This window comes from Weissella confusa, from assembly GCA_041871065.1.
Classification (GTDB): Bacteria; Bacillota; Bacilli; order Lactobacillales; family Lactobacillaceae; genus Weissella; species Weissella confusa_A.
In genome coordinates, this window is sequence record CP168942.1 from 275,548 (window position 1) to 292,548 (window position 17,001).

At 45.7% G+C, this 17,001-nt stretch carries 17 protein-coding genes; 14 read left to right on the forward strand and 3 right to left on the reverse strand.

The features are described 5' to 3' along the window. Positions 1-18 precede the first annotated feature (18 nt). A complete protein-coding gene (gene trpS, locus ACAW68_01090) occupies positions 19-1,038 on the forward strand; it encodes a tryptophan--tRNA ligase (protein XGA16197.1) in 1,020 nt (339 codons plus the stop codon). A 20-nt stretch (positions 1,039-1,058) separates the two neighbouring features. Then, the gene (locus tag ACAW68_01095; protein XGA16198.1) at positions 1,059-1,988 is read left to right on the forward strand and encodes an exopolyphosphatase; all 930 of its coding nucleotides are present in this window, start codon (positions 1,059-1,061) and stop codon (positions 1,986-1,988) included. Between the two features lie 1,162 nt (positions 1,989-3,150). Here ACAW68_01095 and ACAW68_01100 read toward each other — a convergent pair. Next, positions 3,151-4,209, reverse strand: coding sequence for an oxidoreductase (locus ACAW68_01100; GenBank protein ID XGA16199.1), 1,059 nt, complete (start codon positions 4,207-4,209; stop codon positions 3,151-3,153). Positions 4,210-4,355: 146 nt separating this feature from the next. Here ACAW68_01100 and ACAW68_01105 point away from each other — a divergent pair, with 146 nt between their 5' ends. Then, positions 4,356-5,201 carry an NAD(P)H-hydrate dehydratase gene (locus ACAW68_01105; protein ID XGA16200.1) on the forward strand — a complete coding sequence of 282 codons (846 nt, stop codon included), beginning with the start codon at positions 4,356-4,358 and terminating at the stop codon, positions 5,199-5,201. 76 nt (positions 5,202-5,277) lie between these two features. Here ACAW68_01105 and ACAW68_01110 read toward each other — a convergent pair whose 3' ends face one another. Then, the gene (locus ACAW68_01110) at positions 5,278-6,723 is read right to left on the reverse strand and encodes an MFS transporter (GenBank protein XGA16201.1); all 1,446 of its coding nucleotides are present in this window, start codon (positions 6,721-6,723) and stop codon (positions 5,278-5,280) included. A 241-nt stretch (positions 6,724-6,964) separates the two neighbouring features. Here ACAW68_01110 and pepV point away from each other — a divergent pair, with 241 nt between their 5' ends. Then, on the forward strand, positions 6,965-8,386 hold the full coding sequence (pepV, locus tag ACAW68_01115) for a dipeptidase PepV (protein XGA16202.1): 1,422 nt from the start codon (positions 6,965-6,967) through the stop codon (positions 8,384-8,386). Positions 8,387-8,437: 51 nt separating this feature from the next. On the opposite strand, the gene ACAW68_01120 is transcribed toward pepV, so the two are convergent. Further along, a complete protein-coding gene (locus ACAW68_01120; protein ID XGA16203.1) occupies positions 8,438-9,448 on the reverse strand; it encodes a hypothetical protein in 1,011 nt (336 codons plus the stop codon). 207 nt (positions 9,449-9,655) lie between these two features. Here ACAW68_01120 and ACAW68_01125 point away from each other — a divergent pair, with 207 nt between their 5' ends. The 10 genes from ACAW68_01125 to ACAW68_01170 all read left to right on the forward strand — a co-directional run bounded on the left by ACAW68_01125 (position 9,656) and on the right by ACAW68_01170 (position 17,000). Continuing rightward, positions 9,656-10,657, forward strand: coding sequence for a DUF1002 domain-containing protein (locus ACAW68_01125; GenBank protein ID XGA16204.1), 1,002 nt, complete (start codon positions 9,656-9,658; stop codon positions 10,655-10,657). A gap of 82 nt (positions 10,658-10,739) precedes the next feature. Then, positions 10,740-11,285, forward strand: a complete 546-nt coding sequence (locus ACAW68_01130) for a flavodoxin domain-containing protein (GenBank protein XGA16205.1) — start codon at positions 10,740-10,742, stop codon at positions 11,283-11,285. A gap of 99 nt (positions 11,286-11,384) precedes the next feature. After that, positions 11,385-12,164, forward strand: a complete 780-nt coding sequence (locus ACAW68_01135) for a biotin--[acetyl-CoA-carboxylase] ligase (GenBank protein ID XGA16206.1) — start codon at positions 11,385-11,387, stop codon at positions 12,162-12,164. Continuing rightward, positions 12,161-12,694: a biotin transporter BioY gene (locus ACAW68_01140; GenBank protein ID XGA16207.1), complete on the forward strand. Its 534-nt coding sequence runs from the start codon at positions 12,161-12,163 to the stop codon at positions 12,692-12,694. The genes ACAW68_01135 and ACAW68_01140 overlap by 4 nt, the downstream gene beginning before the upstream one ends. Before the next feature lie 87 nt (positions 12,695-12,781). Further along, the gene (locus ACAW68_01145; protein ID XGA16208.1) at positions 12,782-13,342 is read left to right on the forward strand and encodes an AAA family ATPase; all 561 of its coding nucleotides are present in this window, start codon (positions 12,782-12,784) and stop codon (positions 13,340-13,342) included. 24 nt (positions 13,343-13,366) lie between these two features. Next, positions 13,367-13,798: a hypothetical protein gene (locus tag ACAW68_01150; protein XGA16209.1), complete on the forward strand. Its 432-nt coding sequence runs from the start codon at positions 13,367-13,369 to the stop codon at positions 13,796-13,798. After that, a complete protein-coding gene (locus ACAW68_01155; GenBank protein ID XGA16210.1) occupies positions 13,798-14,601 on the forward strand; it encodes a DUF6681 family protein in 804 nt (267 codons plus the stop codon). Before ACAW68_01150 ends, ACAW68_01155 begins: the two co-directional genes overlap by 1 nt. Positions 14,602-14,762: 161 nt before the next feature. Continuing rightward, the gene (locus ACAW68_01160) at positions 14,763-15,497 is read left to right on the forward strand and encodes an amino acid ABC transporter ATP-binding protein (GenBank protein XGA16211.1); all 735 of its coding nucleotides are present in this window, start codon (positions 14,763-14,765) and stop codon (positions 15,495-15,497) included. 13 nt (positions 15,498-15,510) lie between these two features. Next, positions 15,511-16,359 (forward strand): transporter substrate-binding domain-containing protein, encoded by an 849-nt coding sequence (locus tag ACAW68_01165; protein XGA16212.1) that lies wholly within the window; start codon positions 15,511-15,513, stop codon positions 16,357-16,359. Beyond that, the gene (locus ACAW68_01170) at positions 16,356-17,000 is read left to right on the forward strand and encodes an amino acid ABC transporter permease (GenBank protein ID XGA16213.1); all 645 of its coding nucleotides are present in this window, start codon (positions 16,356-16,358) and stop codon (positions 16,998-17,000) included. The genes ACAW68_01165 and ACAW68_01170 overlap by 4 nt, the downstream gene beginning before the upstream one ends. Position 17,001: the final 1 nt, after the last annotated feature.

The following is a 17,001-nucleotide window of genomic DNA, read 5'->3' on the forward strand; positions in this document are numbered from 1 at the left end:
TAGAAAGAGATGGAAAACATGGCAGAAAAGCAAGTTTTGCTAACTGGTGATCGTCCAACTGGAAAGTTGCACATTGGTCACTACGTTGGTTCTTTGAAAAACCGTGTCGCAATGCAAAATTCAGGCGACTACGAACCATTTATTATGATTGCGGACAAGCAAGCGTTCACTGATAACGCGCGCGACCCTGAGAAGATTCACAACTCATTGTTGGAAGTTGCGTTGGACTACCTAGCTGTTGGTATTGACCCAAGCAAGTCAACGATTTTCGTACAATCAGCTGTGCCTGAGTTGTCAGAATTGACAGAATACTTCTTGAACTTGGTTTCAATTGCTCGTTTGCAACGTAACCCAACGGTGAAGACTGAGATTCAACAAAAGGGCTTCGGTGAGAGTATTCCTGCTGGATTCTTCATCTACCCAGTTTCACAAGCTGCTGACATCGCTTTGTTCAAGGGACAAGTTGTGCCAGTTGGTGATGACCAAGAGCCAATGTTGGAGCAAACGCGTGAATTGGTACGTACGTTCAACAACTACTACGGTGAAGGTATTTTGGTAGAGCCACAAGGTGTATTCCCACCAAAGGGTCAAGGCCGTATTCCTGGTTTGGACGGTAACGCCAAGATGTCAAAGTCATTGAACAATGCCATTTACCTAAGTGACGACGAGGATACGTTGTGGACGAAGGTTAAGTCAATGTACACTGACCCAGAGCACATCCGTGTTGAAGACCCTGGTCACGTTGAAGGTAACATGGTCTTCACGTACTTGGATATCTTTGACAAGGATACCGAAAAGGTTGCTGAATTGAAGGCGCAATACCAAGCTGGTGGCTTGGGTGACATGAAGATCAAGAAGTACTTGTTCGAAGTGTTGAACGCCGAATTGGCGCCTATGCGTGAGCGTCGTGCTAAGTATGCTGAAGATAAGGACGCCGTATTGCAAATGCTACGCGACGGTTCTGACAAGGCACGTGCTAAGGCGCAAGAAACGATGAACGAAGTCCGTAACGCAATGGGCATCCAATACTGGGGTTAATCCTTAGAGGGGTATAAATTATGAGCTATTTGGCAGTCATTGACTTGGGGTCAAACTCAACCCGAATGGTTGTTGAAGAACTACAAGCAGATGGCACGTTCGTTGAGCTTAAGCGTCGTAAGTTAGATACGCGTTTGGCTGAGGGGATGGATCAAAATGCAGGTGAACTAACCGAAGCAGCAATGACCCGCGTTGTTGATGCTTTGATTGAGTTCCGTGATGACTATATGGCATATGAAGGCGTCTCAGTTGTTGGTATTGCAACCGCAGCTGTGCGTGAGGCAACGAATCAAGCGGACTTTTTGGACCGTGTTTACCGTGCCGTCGACGTTGAAATCCGTGTGCTAACGGGTGACCAAGAAGCTTATTACGACTATCTTGGGGCTGTTTCAGCCTTGGATATTTCAGATGCCTGGTTGCTTGATACTGGCGGTGCCAGTGTTGAGTTGGTTGGTATTGAAGAACGTATGGCTGCGAACTTTATCAGTTTGCCATTTGGGGCGGTTAACTTGTCAGAGAAGTTCCACTTGAATGGGGAAGGCAAGATTGATCCAAGCTTGATTGAGCGCGCCTCACAATACGTTTCTGATCAATACGACCACTTGCCATGGTTGGAAGACACGACGACGTTGCCAATCATTTTGTTGGGTGGCGCGAACCGTTCATTGGCCCGTCTTGACCGTTTGCGTCACGGCTTGCCAGCGGATTCAAACTTCCACGGCTACGAGATGACGACGGAATCAGTTTTGAAGACATTTGATGAGATGGCCAACATGACGCACGCAGAACGTGCTGAAGTGTTGGGTACAGAAGCCAACCGTGCGGACATCATTATCAGTGGTTTGTTGCCATTGGTAGAGTTGATTTCACGTACTGGCGCTGACAAGGTCATCTTCTCAGCATCAGGTGTACGCGAAGGACTTTTGCAAGAGTACCGCATGACACTATAAAAAATAAACGACTAACTCGATTGCGGGTTAGTCGTTTTTTATTTGGAGTTATTTAGTTTGTGGTGTGTGTCGACGCGTTGCGTCGAGGCATGGAAGTGTGGGACTATCTCCGGCAAAGTTCAAATTGGGGCAACCGAATGGCGCGGACGCCATTCAGCTGGGCAAATAATTCCCCCTAATCCTTCTAGTCCTATGTGGGCTTGTCTGAATAGCGCCGGCCATGCGGCATGTTGCCCCAATTTGAACGCTCCGATAGTCCCACACTTCCATGCCAGCAACCGAGATATTCTTGTCTGTTGTAGATTATCATCCACCTGTAAATAAATGGGTGAACATTTCAACCTGATGTATTGTGGTGGATGTAAATCAAACCAATAGAGTATTGCTTGGTTGCTGTGCTTGGCCCCGCCACGCGTATAGACACGTGCAGACCTTGACCCGCAGGTGTGGGTTCTTAGCGGGTTTCCCGCTTAGAGCCACGGGAGGTAAAGGTGTTCGCGCCAACGGCGTGGACTCCGCTCCCTGCAGGTCATGGTCTGGACGTGTTAGCGTGCCTCAGAAGGGGCCAAGCACTCGGCGCGACAGCGACGACACTAACCACAAAAACATTTAAAGACAAAACAAAAACCGCCGGTACGTTGACCCGCGGTAAACTTTCGTTACGCTTTGCGACACGTAACAAGGAAGACGCTACTCCGCCACCCTGTATTCAATTGTAAATGGACCACCCTAGAAGTTTAATCTGCAGTTTTAAACGTCTGTCGCTAGGGTATGGTCGCAACCAAACTCACCGTCTCTATCTCTACCGCATCCATGTCTATCTGTTTGAAAAGCAGACCGTGTCAGGAGCAGCCTTCGAATCGCCATACATGCTTACGCCTTAAAAAGGTTATCGTACTTTGTCGAAGTGACCGATGCTAATGATCGCAAGAGATGTCAATACATGACTTAGGTGTTTATCTCTTTTAAAAACAATACGTTAATTATCTTGCGTCATTACTGTGACACGCCCGCATGGAATTTGGTAGGTAGAGTCGTGATAGAGGTCGAATTAAGAACTTCTTTCAAATCCTTTACCTTCCTTTCCTTTGGTACACCATTATATTAACACCACATGTAACCGCTTACAAGGATAAACCCTTGAAAAAGATGTGATGAATTTTTAGTAGCGCTCAAACGTTGTTACGTGGGGTTTTGGGTCGGTATAACCGGCAGCTAAAAGCTCGATAACTGTCAGCATTTGTTCATCAGACACTAACTTTGGCGCCTCGTTGACTAGCGTGTCATAGACAGTGTCGTAAACGCGACCGTAGTCACCGTGAATGGTTGGAATGACCTTTTCAATGCGATCGCCATTTTGGTTGTAGTAAGTGACGACACCGAAATCTTGTGGTGCATCATCCCCAAATCCAGGCATCCCCGGCATAATCCCGGTCTTCAAATCATATTCTTGTTGATCGATATTGTGCTTGATATACGTGCCCTTGGTACCGTGCAGTACCCACTTAGGGTAGGCGACCACAGCTAGTTCAGTTGCTTGCACCGTAGCTTTGAAAGTATCGCCATAAAACAGGTTCACTTCAAATTGATCGTCGATGGTAGCGCCAGGTTCGCGTGTGGCACGCAAATCATAGGTTGCACGGTCCGGCGAACCGAAAAGGGCAACGATTTGATCGGCCAAGTGCACACCGTGCCCGTACCATGAACCGTCGATAGGCGTACCCAGTTTAACGCCGTCGTTAGGGCGATAATGATCCATATGCAACTCCAGTTCGACCGGACGGCCAACATAACCGGCGTCAAGCACGTGTTGAATCGTCAAAAAGTCACTATCGAAACGACGGTTCTGGAATGGCATAAAGAAGAGTTGGCGTTCACGCGCGATAGTCACAAGCTCCTCAGCTTGGGCTAATGTTTCAACCATTGGCTTGTCGACAAGCACGTTTTTACCAGCAAGTAGCAATTGCTTAGCAACGTCATAATGACTAGGGGCGGGGGTGACCACCACCACTAAGTCGAGCGACTCATCGTTAATAATGTCAGCGATATCTGTTGAGAATTTTGTACCAGTTGCTTCCAAAGCAGCTTGTTCGTCGGGACGCTTGCCCAAGGTGGGGGTTACAACCCGACTAATCTTGAAACGGTCTTGGCGTTCCATTAAATAGGGGATATGGTAGCGGTTCGTACTTTTACCAAATCCGACGTAGGCAATATTTAACATATTTGCGTTCCTCCCTGTATATCGTTAATTCTTCCTGAAGATTGACCATAATGCAACTGACATTTCATGAATGAAACAGGACGATTTCAAATTTACGTTTTTGCGCGTTATAATTAGGTAACACTTACAAAAATTGGAGAAACGGCATGATTAGTGAATTGAAATCAGAAATATTGCACGAGGTCATTGTGCGTCGACCTGACGACAGCCACAAAGGGACGTTTGGTCGCGTTTTACTAATCGGGGGTAATATCCAATACGGTGGGGCCATTTTGATGGCAGCCGGTGCGGTTGTTGGCGCTGGCGCAGGGCTAACGACGGTTGCAACGGATTTGATCAATTTGGCACCGCTACACACGCGTACACCAGAAGCCATGTTTGTGGACTGGCGTAATAACGCGGATTTGATGACAGCGATTGCTAATAACGATGTGATTCTATTAGGCCCTGGTATGGGGACCGATGGTTTTGCGGTGCAATTAGTGCAACAAGTTTTGCAAGCTGTTACGGAAAACCAAATCTTGATTGTTGATGGTTCAGCATTGACGATTATGGCTGAGCAGAATATGACGTTCCCACGTGACACGTTCACGATTGTGACGCCACACCAAATGGAGTGGGCACGCTTGAGTGGGGTGCAATTAAACTATCAAGCAGAGCACCAATTGAATGAGGTACAACGCCAAATTTTGAACATTGATGTGCTAGTTCTTAAGCAACACCACACGATTATCTACACCAAGGATGATCAAAAGCAATTGCAAATCGGTGGTGCTTACCAGGCGACTGGTGGGATGGGTGATGTGCTAGCGGGTACAATCGCTGGCTTTACAGCCCAGTTCAAAGCCAACCCAACCAAGGCTGTGCAAGCGGCCGTTTATGCACACTCAGCAATCGCCGAAGAGATGGCAGGCCACAGTTATGTGGTGAAGCCATCATTCATTGCTGATTTCTTGCCAAACTACATGGCTCGTATTCAATCAAACCTGTAATAACGACACAAAAAAACGACGTGAATTTTGACATTCACGTCGTTTTTATTAACTAACTTAATTGTTAACCAAGAAATTACTTCTTGTGACGAGCCTCAACTTCGTGGTTCATCTTGTTAACTTCTTCGTCAGTCAATGGGTACTTCATGATTACCAAGATGGCAATAACAGCCATGATGATTGGCAACCAGATCATTGACCATTGCAATCCCATCAAAGCATCAGCTGATTGGATCTTCTTAGTACCGTCAAATCCAGTAGCAGCGTTGATGTAACCAGGGATGATACCACCCAAGGCCAAACCAATCTTGAAGAACAATCCCATGATGGCGTTGATGATACCAGCAACACGCTTACCTGAAGTGTACTCACCATAAGTAACAACTTCAGGAACCAATGACCACATGAATCCAGTAGCTGAAGTCAATCCCCATTGTTGGAAGAAACGACCAGCGTAACCCATAGCGATGTTTTCAGGGTTCTTAGTCCATGCCCACAAAAGGATAGAACCAACCATGAAAATAGCCAAGAACAAAGCGAAGAATTGCTTCTTACCAACCTTGGCACGAATCTTAGGCCACAAGAAGACCAAGAAGATTCCAGGAATTGAACCGATCAATGAAATTGAACCGTTCCACTCTGAGTGACCAATGTTGTATTGCAAGAAGAATGGCCATACAGTGTTTCCGAAGAACATGAACGTAAAGCCAACCAAGAAGAACAATCCCAAGATTCGCAAAGGCTTGTTACGCTTCAACTCAGCAAACAAGTCTGAGTACTTTACTTCAGGCTCATCTTCAGCAGGCAAAACGCGTTCCTTCGTCTTTGAGTAAGTAACCATCAAAACCAAGAATCCGATAACCATGTATACGGCATAAACCTTGAACCAAGCACCAGCTGATTGAGCTGATGAGTAGTCACCCAAGTTCATGTGGATTCCAAACATTCCGATATCCTTTGACTCGCGACCAACTGACGTAGCCAATTGAACGAAGATAGGGAAGCAAGTGTAAACCAACAAGTTCGCGATGTTAGCCAACGTCATACGAACCGTCGTCAACTTTGCGATTTCATCGTTATCACGCGTCAATGATGCGTTCAAGGCACCATATGGAATGTTAACGAATGAGTAAACCATGGCCGTTGCCATATATGACAAGAAGGCATATGGTACCTTAAATGCAGGGAACCATTGTCCAACTGGCAAGAACAAGCAGGCAGCCAAGATAACTAGCGGAATACCGAAGTTACGTAGGTAAGGCAAGTACTTTCCACCCTTAGGATGTGACTTGTCGACCGTAGCACCTACCCAAGGATCCCAAACAACGTTGATCCAACGAACAACCAAGAAAATCGTGGCACCAGCCGCAGCTGAAATACCGTTAACCGTAGTAAGGAAGAATAGCAAGAATCCACCAACAGTACCGAAAACCAAGTTTTGAGCGAAGTCACACAAACCATATGAGATTCGATCCATCAGTGTAAGCTTAGCAAATTCGTCCTTTTGAACTTTTGCATCCATGAAAAGCTAACTCCTGTGTATTAAAAATGTAATTGCTTAATGCTTGTTCATAATATCACTAGAAAATACGAAAAAGCGGAAATTTACAAAGCGTTCTGTAAGCGTTCACAATTGATATTGAACATGAAGAAAATATGACTGACAGAAGGTTAGCCATCATGCATAATATTGATTAAAGTCTGCATTTCTTTATAAAATGGCGTATAATTACAACCAATATGACAGTGGAGGTCAATGAGATATGACAACGCAATGGCGTGCAGAAGCATTGAAGTATGAAGACGAATTGTTGACAGACTTGAAGGAGATGTTGGCAATTAAGTCAGTTCGTGATGACGAGGCTGCAACGGAAGATGCACCTTTGGGACCTGGTCCTAAGGAAGCTTTGTTGAAGTTCGAAGAATTTGCTAAGCGTGACGGATTCCGCACGGGTAACTACAAGAACTTGGTTGCCTACGCAGAATTGGGACCTGAAGACGCTGAAGAGACTGTTGCAATTATCGGTCACTTGGACGTTATGCCAGCCGGTGATGGTTGGACAAAGGATCCATGGTCTCCAGTAATTGAAGATGGTCGTTTGTATGCCCGTGGTGCATCAGATGATAAGGGACCTTCATTCACTGCTTACTATGCAATGAAGATGATCAAGGACTTGAACTTGGACTTGAAGCGCAAGTTGGTTTTGGTTATGGGTATCGATGAAGAGTCTGACTGGACTGGTATGGATGAGTTCTTTGAGGACTACGGTATGCCAACGATGGGATTCTCACCTGACGCTGAATTCCCAATCATCAACGGTGAAAAGGGTAACGTTTCAATCGTAACGCGCTTTGCTGGTACGCAAGGTGGTTCATTGAAGTTGGTTTCATTCTCAGCCGGTTCACGTCCAAACATGGTGCCTGGAACTGCTGTTGCTGTTGTTGAAGCCGCAGATACTGCTGCTTTGGTTTCAGCTATGGATGCTTACTTGGCCGCTGAAAAGCGTGTTAAGGGTGAAGCTAAGGTTGATGGTAACCAAGTGACATTTACTTTCTATGGAAAGCAAGTTCACGGTGCGATGCCTGAAACTGGTGAAAACGCTGGTACTTACTTGGCTAACTTCTTGCAAGACCAAGACTTTGGTGGCAACGCTAAGGGCTTCTTGACGTTCTTGGGAACGCAATTGCACGATGACACGGTTGCTGAAAAGATTGGTGCTAAGACGCACGATGATTTGATGCACGACTTGTCAATGAACGTTGGTATCCAACGCTTTACTGATGGAGAAGATGGCTTCGTAAACACGAACTTCCGTTACCCACAAAACACGACGGCCGAAGAAATCGAAGGTCACGTGGCTGCCTCATTGCCAGCAGGCTTTGAAGCAACGGCTAAGCAAGAAGGTCACGCACAAGTGCCTCACTACGTTCCTGGTGATGATCCACTAGTTAAGACGTTGTTGCAAGTTTACCGTGATCAAACTGGTTTGCCAGCTGGTGAGCAAGTTATCGGTGGTGGTACGTTCGGTCGTTTGTTGGAGCGTGGTGTTGCCTTTGGTGCCATGTTCGAAGGTGTGCCTGATACGATGCACCAAGCAGACGAATTCTACCCAGTTTCAGATTTGACGCGTGCAATGGCAATCTTTGCACAATCAATGTACGAATTGGCTAACGTCGAAGACTAATTTAAGCAAAATAAAAAGCACTCGCAAAATTGTTTGCGAGTGCTTTTTTTATTAGTCATGCATTACAATTTGATATTCGCGCATCTTTTGGCGACGCAAAATCGTGTAGTAGGCAACGGCCCAGGCGGCGATTGTCACGACAACCACAACGAAGGCAATTGGCGTCCAGGCGAATTGATAGGCCGCCTTTGGCAAAACATCATCGGCGAGATTGCTTGCCTTTACAGCAACCGTTTGAACGACATTAATCGTTTGGTTACCTTGATCAGGCGCGATGTTCTTTTCAGTTGAGGAAGGTGTTTTAACACTCGGCACGTTAGCCGTATTGGTCTCAGTGGCCGTTTGTTGGGCTGGAACGACGTGAATGCTAGTCTTAACGACATCCCCATTAGTTTCAGAAACGTTCGTGGCATTCGCAGTTGATTGTGAGTGCGTACTAGTTGTTGCTGAAACGGGGGCTTTTTCGTTCGTCGAAACTTGTACCTTATTACCGGCTTCCTCAGAAGGTGTCGTTGCATCACTACCAACCGCTTCGACAACCTTTTCAGCCGGCTTAGTGGCATGTGAGCCGTTATCGACAATTGAAATGTCCGTCATTAATTGGACAAGGTCAGTGCTAGTGCTAGGTAAAGCACTAGCAACTGATGAGGCTGCCGAAGTTGCTGAAGTTAACAACGACTTTTCGCCAGGCAAAACCGCGGGTAGGCTAATGTTCAAATCTGTTTCACTTGAGGTAACGACATCGACAGCTGAAGAATCAATGTCGGCTGTACTTGCGCTGGTCACGGAAGCTGCTGGTGCCGCTGAATCAATCGCTGAACTTGGTAATACAATGAACAATGGTTCATCGACAGCCTCTGATGTCACGACGCTCGATTCGGTGCTAGCAGGTGTTGATGTTGAATCAGGTGCTGACGGCTCGCTGATAGCTGAATCGGCAACTGAAGTCGCTGTGGTTGTATTCGGAATGTTTTGCGTTGCTGTATCTGCAAAACCAGTCGTTGTTGTCAGCGTTGTGCCGGCGACAGCGACTAACAATGCGAGTTTGGTTGCCCTTTGCATAATTAGCCGTCTCCTTTATCAATCTAAGACAATTATTTCCTTTTTATACTAACACTTTGTCAGTGTCAAAAGGCGGAATGCACAGTCTGTCTATAAAAAATTCAAAAAAAGTTCACAATTCAAAACGGATTTATTACCGACGATAAGTTTTGTTTTAGGTTGGTTGTGTTACAATTATGTAACATAATATTCGAGGAGATTTTAACCATGAAAACGAGTAAGGTTATCACGACAATTTTGTTGGCAACATCATTGATTGGTGCAACGGCAGTCACAACGACTGTGTTTGTCACACCAACAGCCGTGGTTTCAGCGGCCGGTACGACAAATGTGCAAAATCGTGCCTTGTCAAAGTCATATGTTGTGTACGGTGCAGGTGCATCTGATCAGTCTACGTTGGCTTCAACGCTAGGCGTAACGGATAATTACACCAAGTTAACGACAACTGGTGCTGACGCAGCGACATACTTGAACATTTCAGGTGTTGCGGATAGCGCTATGATTAGTTCAGTATCAATTGCGCCAGCTGAACCTGGTACTGGCACGTTGGTTAATATTAAGGACTATAACGGGCAAAACAACATTACCCAAGTGACGTCACAACAATACGCGATGGCGGCAACGATGGCTGGTGTGAACGATGTCATCATCACGGTAACAGCTAACTCAAAGGTTTCTGGTGAGGCCGCATTGGCTGGTGTGTACAAGGCATTGGCCACTGATGGGATTAATTTGGATGAAAGCAACACGACGGCAGCCAATGACATGTTGAGTGCAACACAAACGGCGGTTAACGAAAATGCTAATGACAGTAGCTACCCTGGTAAGCTAACGTCAGCGGTTACCACAACGGCCGGCGAATTGGCTGAGAAGAAGCAAGATGGTACAAACATTACGGTCAACATTGCGATCAACCAATTGAACGTTAACTTGGACAAGCAAGGCATTGCTGGTAAGACTTCTGAAGCAGCGGTACAACAAATGGGTCAAGCTTTGGTTGGTGTGGCGAACGCCCCAATTTCAGACTCAAAGGCCTTTGTTGATAACGCTAAGGACTTGTCTAATAAGCTTGAAAATTCAGCAGGTGATATCATGGCTAAGGCCAAGGATTTCGCGAACTCTGAAGATGTGAAGGAAGCGGCCAACTGGTTCGTGACGAACATTTGGAACCCATTGGTTAACTTCTTCAAGGGACTGTTCAACAAGTAGTTCTAAGACTGGTCAAACGTTGCGCACAGAATCATAGTTTCATCCTGTATCCTAATGGAAATTAGACGCAGGAGGGTTGGCTATGAGTGCGGTTATAATTTACGATACAAAATATGGACATACCGCAACTTATGCCGCTTGGATTGCAGAGGAGTTGCACATCAGCAAATATCGTTTAGACGAAATCGGCGCTTTAGACTTGTCGACGTACGATACGATTATCTTTGGTGGACCGATTTTTAATGGCCATATTAAGATTGCAAACTTGATTAATAGTGAGTTGGCTAATCTGAATGCTTGCGAAATCATCTTTTTCTCGGTTGGGTTACACCCGATTGATCGTGAATATTTTAGAAGTATATGCACGCAAAACTTTGATTATCCGGCACAACAGCGCGTCCATTTTTACCAATTACAAGGCGCTGTTAATCCTGAAAAGTTAAAATGGTGGCACAGGTTGATGGTTTGGTTTATAAAAAAGTTTGATCACGACATCAACCAACAACATATTCAAGGGTTGGAAGAGACGAAAAACCATCGCATTGATTTGCCACAACGTTTCCGCCCACTTGTCGCACCAATTGTGGCGGAGGTGCGACGCCACGAACGGGCAATTTCATTACAATAAGGATAACCAGACGAACCGCTTGGGACGTCTGGTTTTTTAGTGTGTACCACGGTATGATTAAGGGGTGATACAGCCTGGGGATAATTGGGGGACTAAGACGTGGATAAGACCGCTATACTTTCATACTTACAGACACCAGAAACCATGTCGGTAGAGACGTTTACGACGATTGATTCAACTAACACAGCCGCCAAACGATTGATTACAGCGGGAGACGTAATTGGTCCAATGGCGCTTGTGGCAGATGAACAGACGGCAGGTTATGGTCGTCATGGACGCCAATATTATTCACCACAAGCAACGGGTCTTTACCTAACGTTAATTTGGCCATGGGCTGATATGAAAACATTGGCACCCGGTAAGGTGACGACGGGGATTGCAGTTGCAGCGGCCGAAGCACTTTCGCAAGAAATTGGGGTTGAGGTTGGCATCAAGTGGGTCAATGATCTGTACTACAACCAACGAAAAGTGGCCGGCATTCTAGTAGAAGCGGTGCCAAATACGACCGGCGATGATGGCTTTTTGGTCATCGGAATTGGACTCAACATTAATCCGGCTGACTATCCAGATGAGATTGCACAGAAAGCTGGTGCACTGACTGATCAAATGGTAAACCGAAATCGGCTTGCGGCGACGTTATTAAATTATTTTGTTCGCTATTTTTCATTAGATGCGACGCAAGTCATGACGGCATACCGGCAACGGTCGTTGGTGATTGGTCAGCCAGTTGAAATGGCGGTCGGTAATCAAACGATTACCGGCATTGCTAAGGATGTGAGTGCGGATGGTGGTCTAGTGGTGGACGTTAATGGTCAACGTCAAACATTTTACTCAGGTGAAATCACGAAACTAACAATGACAGGATGGGTGATTTCATGAAAACACGCCAACTCGTTTTGGCAGCAGTCTTTGCTGCAATTATTGCTATTTTGGCACCCTTATCAATTCCAACGGGCATTGTGCCTTTGACGGTGCAAACTATTATTATTCCGTTGATTGCGTCAATTGCAGCAACCCGCGTTTCATTTTCGGCGGTTGCAGTGTATTTGCTTTTGGGGATGATTGGTATGCCGGTTTACGCTGGCTGGACGTCAGGTGTTGGGATCGTTATTGGACCAACCGGTGGTTATTTAATTGGTATGTTGCTATTTCCATTGGTCATTGGCCTCGGTGCTAGTTTGGGTCGTTCATGGCCGGCGATGCTCCTTTGGAATTTGATTGCGGCCTTTCTACAACTTGGTTTCGGTACGTTGTGGTTAGCGTTTGTTGCTAAGATGTCAATTGAAACAGCGGTCGCAACTGGTTTGATTGCATTCGTTGTGCCAACAATCGTTAAGGTTGTGATTGTGGTCATCTTGATGGTGATTATCGGGCGCGTGATGCGTTTGCCAATTGGTGGTAAAGAATAAGTATAATTTTGCCCTGAGCTTAAGCCAACTTAAGCTCAGGGTTTTATAATGAAGTCTATTAAGAAAACAGAGAGACATTTTGGGATTATGAAGCGCAAAGTATTTGTATTAACGGGTAACACTGGCACGGGTAAGACGACCGTTGCTAATTATTTGAATGAGTTTTACGAGATGCCTAAGGTGATTACGCACACAACGCGACCACCACGTGATGGTGAAGTTGATCAAGTAGATTACTACTTTGAAAACGACGCCAGTTTTGGCGACAACCACTATCTCGAAAGTGTTGAATACTCACACTACCGTTACGGATCATCACACGAAGGCTTGGAACGTGCATGGGAAAAGAACCCATTTATTACAATTGTGCTTGATACAGCTGGCGCAATTACTTATGCGCGCGAACTACCAGATGAAGCAGTTGTTATTTACTTAACGGTCAGTGAATCATCAGAATTATTAACACGTTTGGAAAAGCGTGGTGATGATGTTGCAGCAGTTAAGGCACGCCTAGCTAGTGACGAATACCAGCGTGACACGCAATTACCAGCTGAATTAACTAACGTTGCCAAAGTTGTTGTCAATGATGATTGGCAGACGACTAAGCAGGCAATTGATGACATTGTAAAAGAAGTTGTTCAAGGATAGCTTTGACGATATAAGGAGGAACTCATGGCATATCGCACACCACCGTTTATCACACCGGTCGCTTTAGTTTCAATTATTTTGGCATTGAGCGCAGCAAACGCGATTGTTAATGTCTCAACGAATACGTCTAACGGGGCGCCAAAACAAGCGTCTTCAGTTGTGTCAACGCCGGTATCGAGCGAGACACAAGAGAAACAAAGTAGCGTGTCATCTGAGAAGTCATCAAGTGACACGTCAGAGAGTCGTGCGAAGGTTTCAACCTCTGAAGCAGTTGAAGAGTCAGCAGTTGTGAGTGAAGCTTCTTCTTCAAGCGAAGTGTCATCAAGCGAGGTTAGTTCATCACGTGGCGAAAGTAGCAGTGTGGCGTCATCGTCATCAGCGGTTAGTTCGAGTGCTGTTTCTTCAAGTTCAGCCACAACGGTACAAACGCCTGCGGATAATGGAGGCACAAACTAATGTTGACCATTTTGGATTTATTGAATCATTATCTTGGCTTCTTTAATGTCAACACAAAGTGGAAGGGTCAAGTGTATACAATCTTAGCGTCAGTGGGTAATTTCTACGTTTTGTACTTGGCAATTATGCACCTGAAGAACGCCGCTTATTTGCGTGGCTTGGGGCTATTGCTGGCCTTTATCGTGATTGCTTACTTTGCCTTTTTGAATGTTGTCTACTATTTTACGAAGAAAACGTTCAAATGGGATTTATCACCCAAGGTTGAAAAGCTATTGGGTGGGAAACCAGCGGATGCGGATAAGACGCAACGTCCGGCAACGCCGTTTGTACCAGCGAATGGTTTGTATGGCCGCCAACACGTTTTGCCAGCTAGTGCCGTGACTGATCCGGATATGCAGGCTGAGTTAACAAAGGTTGCTGAACAACTCCAATCAAACGGTCTGATGACCCAAGATTATGGTGGCTTGTCAGAAGATGAGCAAATGGCCTACTTGGCGGCTGACCATGATGTCATTTATGCGAACCATCCTGGTACACCGCTACCTTACTTCCGTTTGGAAAAGGAGCGTGGTGGCCTGGCCATCTATGGTGGTTTGAACGAGATGTTGGCGCAACGATTAGCGCGTATCGAAACAGTTGGCCTACAGCCAGTAGCGTTGGCAATGGAATCATACGAGTTGTTTGTTGCTTCGGCGGTTATCTTAGGTGGCGAAGGAAAGGTGCGCGGCCGAGCTAACCTACAAACGCGCCACGATGACTACCATTTAGCGGTCGAATTAGCCTATAAAGCAAAAGAATTGTGAACAAACACACTTGTTGTTAACAAAGCTGACAAAGAATTTGACACTATCGTAACTTACAGACTATTATTACAGTAGCGACCCGTCCCGAGTAATCGCGGCGGGTTTTTATTTATAGAGAGATAATTTAAATTGAGAGAATTATCAAATAGGAGGCAACCCAAATGTCGATGATCGAATTTAAGGACGTCGAGAAGTACTATGGAGATTTCCATGCTTTGAAGGATATTAACCTTAAAGTTGAAGCTGGTGAGACTGTTGTTTTGCTTGGTCCTTCAGGATCAGGTAAGTCAACTTTGATTCGTACCGTGAATGGTTTGGAACCAGTTCAAGAAGGACAATTGATTGTTAACGGTCAAGATTTGGCCAATCCCAAGACGGACATGAACCGTACGCGTAAGAACGTGGGGATGGTGTTCCAACACTTTAATTTGTACGCTAACAAGACAGTGCTAGAAAACATTATGTTGGCACCACGCTTGGTATTGAAGCGCGATGAAGCAGAAAACAAGCAAATTGCAATGGAATTGTTGGAGAAGGTTGGTTTGGCTGATAAGGCTGAGAAGATGCCTTCAACGTTGTCAGGTGGACAACAACAACGTATCGCGATTGCCCGTTCATTGGCAATGAAGCCAAAGGCCTTGTTGTTTGACGAACCAACGTCAGCATTGGACCCAGAAATGGTTAACGATGTTTTGAAGATTATGCGCGAAATCGCTGCTGATTCAAGCATGACGATGTTGGTTGTGACGCACGAAATGGGCTTTGCTAAGCAAGTGGCCGACCGTGTTATTTTCATGGCTGACGGTGAAATCTTGGAAGACTCTCCAACTGAAGAGTTCTTTGAGAACCCTAAGGAACCACGCGCTCGTCAATTCTTGTCACAAATCATCCACTAGGGAGGTGCGGAATATGAGTCGCAAGTTTACGCGCACATGGCGTACGGTACTTGCTACCGCAGCCATCGCACTACTAGCTGGAAGTGTTGTGACAACGACGGTTCAAGCTAGCGATAAAAAGAATGAAACTTACAACCGCATTAAGAAGACCGATAAGATGGTCTGGGGTGTTAAGGGTGACACCAAGTTGATGGGGCTGATGAACATTAAGACGGGAAAGCTTGAAGGCTTCGACGTGGACATGGCCAAGGAAATCACCAAGCGTGTGAACCCAAAGGCTAAGGCTGAGTTGACGCAAATCACTTCAGGTACCCGTATTCCAATGTTGTTGAACGGTAATATTGATGCCATCATTGCGACGATGTCAATTACGCCAGACCGTGCCAAGGTGGTTGATTTTTCAAAGCCATACTTTAACGCTGGTCAATCAATCTTGGTTAAGTCAGATAGTGGTATCAAGAGTATCTACGATTTGAACAAGCCTGGTGCTCGTATCTTGGCGGTTGCCGGATCAACATCTGCTGTAACGGTTAAGAAGTTTGCACCAAAGGCCAAGGTTGTTGCCTTGTCAGACTATGCAACTGCTTTGACTGCCTTGAAGGCCGGTCAAGGGGATGCATTGACGACTGACAACGGTATCCTATATGGAATGGCCGCTGGTTCAAAGTCATTGCAAGTTGTCGGTGGTCCTTTCACGAAGGAACCATACGGTGTTGCCATGGACAAGAACAATCCTAAGTTGGTCAAGAAGGTCAACAAGGCCATCGATGAAATTAAGGAAGATGGTACATACGCTAAGCTAGCCAAGAAGTGGTTCTCTGGCGTTGAAGGTATGAACTGGAAGGAGTTGGCTAAGGAATGATTTCATTATTTCAATCACACGCTAGCGACTTCTTAAGTGGATTTGGCTGGACGATTGTGTCTTCAGTGCTCGCTTTGATTGGGTCATTGGTTTTGGGAACGATTTTCGCTTTGCTTGAAGTGGTTCCAAACAAGGTCGCAAACATCATCGGTCGTATCTATATTGAAGTCGTACGAAACATCCCATTGTTGGTTATCACGATGTTCTTCTACGTCGTTATTGCAAACATCGTTAAGATTAGCGGTTTTGCAGCCGGAACGTTGGGACTAACACTATACACGTCAGCATTTATCGCTGAAACGGTTCGTGCCGGTATCAACGCTGTGCCAAAGGGACAACTTGAAGGTGCGATGTCTAACGGTTTGTCATGGTGGCAAGGTATGCGTTATGTGGTTTTGCCACAAGCCTTTAAGTTGGTTATCCCACCACTTGGAAACCAATTTATTAACTTGATCAAGAACTCATCAGTATTGGCCTTCGTTGCCGGTATGGATTTGATGTATCAAGCGAACATGATTTCACAAGAAACGTTCGACACATTTGGCCCATTCATTATTGTTGGTATTTTCTACCTCATTTTGACGATGCCAATGAGTTACTACATGCGTTACTTGGAAGCCAAGTTGAGTAAGGAGGGATAAT

Excerpts from the sequence above, each read along its gene's own strand:
- ACAW68_01105 (XGA16200.1), top strand. The coding sequence starts at position 4,356 with ATGATTAGTGAATTGAAATCAGAAATATTGCACGAGGTCATTGTGCGT.
- ACAW68_01140 (XGA16207.1), top strand. The coding sequence starts at position 12,161 with ATGAAAACACGCCAACTCGTTTTGGCAGCAGTCTTTGCTGCAATTATT.
- ACAW68_01170 (XGA16213.1), top strand. The coding sequence starts at position 16,356 with ATGATTTCATTATTTCAATCACACGCTAGCGACTTCTTAAGTGGATTT.
- ACAW68_01110 (XGA16201.1), bottom strand. The coding sequence starts at position 6,723 with ATGGATGCAAAAGTTCAAAAGGACGAATTTGCTAAGCTTACACTGATG.
- ACAW68_01165 (XGA16212.1), top strand. The coding sequence starts at position 15,511 with ATGAGTCGCAAGTTTACGCGCACATGGCGTACGGTACTTGCTACCGCA.
- ACAW68_01145 (XGA16208.1), top strand. The coding sequence starts at position 12,782 with ATGAAGCGCAAAGTATTTGTATTAACGGGTAACACTGGCACGGGTAAG.
- ACAW68_01120 (XGA16203.1), bottom strand. The coding sequence starts at position 9,448 with ATGCAAAGGGCAACCAAACTCGCATTGTTAGTCGCTGTCGCCGGCACA.
- pepV (XGA16202.1), top strand. The coding sequence starts at position 6,965 with ATGACAACGCAATGGCGTGCAGAAGCATTGAAGTATGAAGACGAATTG.
- ACAW68_01150 (XGA16209.1), top strand. The coding sequence starts at position 13,367 with ATGGCATATCGCACACCACCGTTTATCACACCGGTCGCTTTAGTTTCA.
- trpS (XGA16197.1), top strand. The coding sequence starts at position 19 with ATGGCAGAAAAGCAAGTTTTGCTAACTGGTGATCGTCCAACTGGAAAG.
- ACAW68_01100 (XGA16199.1), bottom strand. The coding sequence starts at position 4,209 with ATGTTAAATATTGCCTACGTCGGATTTGGTAAAAGTACGAACCGCTAC.
- ACAW68_01130 (XGA16205.1), top strand. The coding sequence starts at position 10,740 with ATGAGTGCGGTTATAATTTACGATACAAAATATGGACATACCGCAACT.
- ACAW68_01125 (XGA16204.1), top strand. The coding sequence starts at position 9,656 with ATGAAAACGAGTAAGGTTATCACGACAATTTTGTTGGCAACATCATTG.
- ACAW68_01155 (XGA16210.1), top strand. The coding sequence starts at position 13,798 with ATGTTGACCATTTTGGATTTATTGAATCATTATCTTGGCTTCTTTAAT.
- ACAW68_01160 (XGA16211.1), top strand. The coding sequence starts at position 14,763 with ATGTCGATGATCGAATTTAAGGACGTCGAGAAGTACTATGGAGATTTC.
- ACAW68_01095 (XGA16198.1), top strand. The coding sequence starts at position 1,059 with ATGAGCTATTTGGCAGTCATTGACTTGGGGTCAAACTCAACCCGAATG.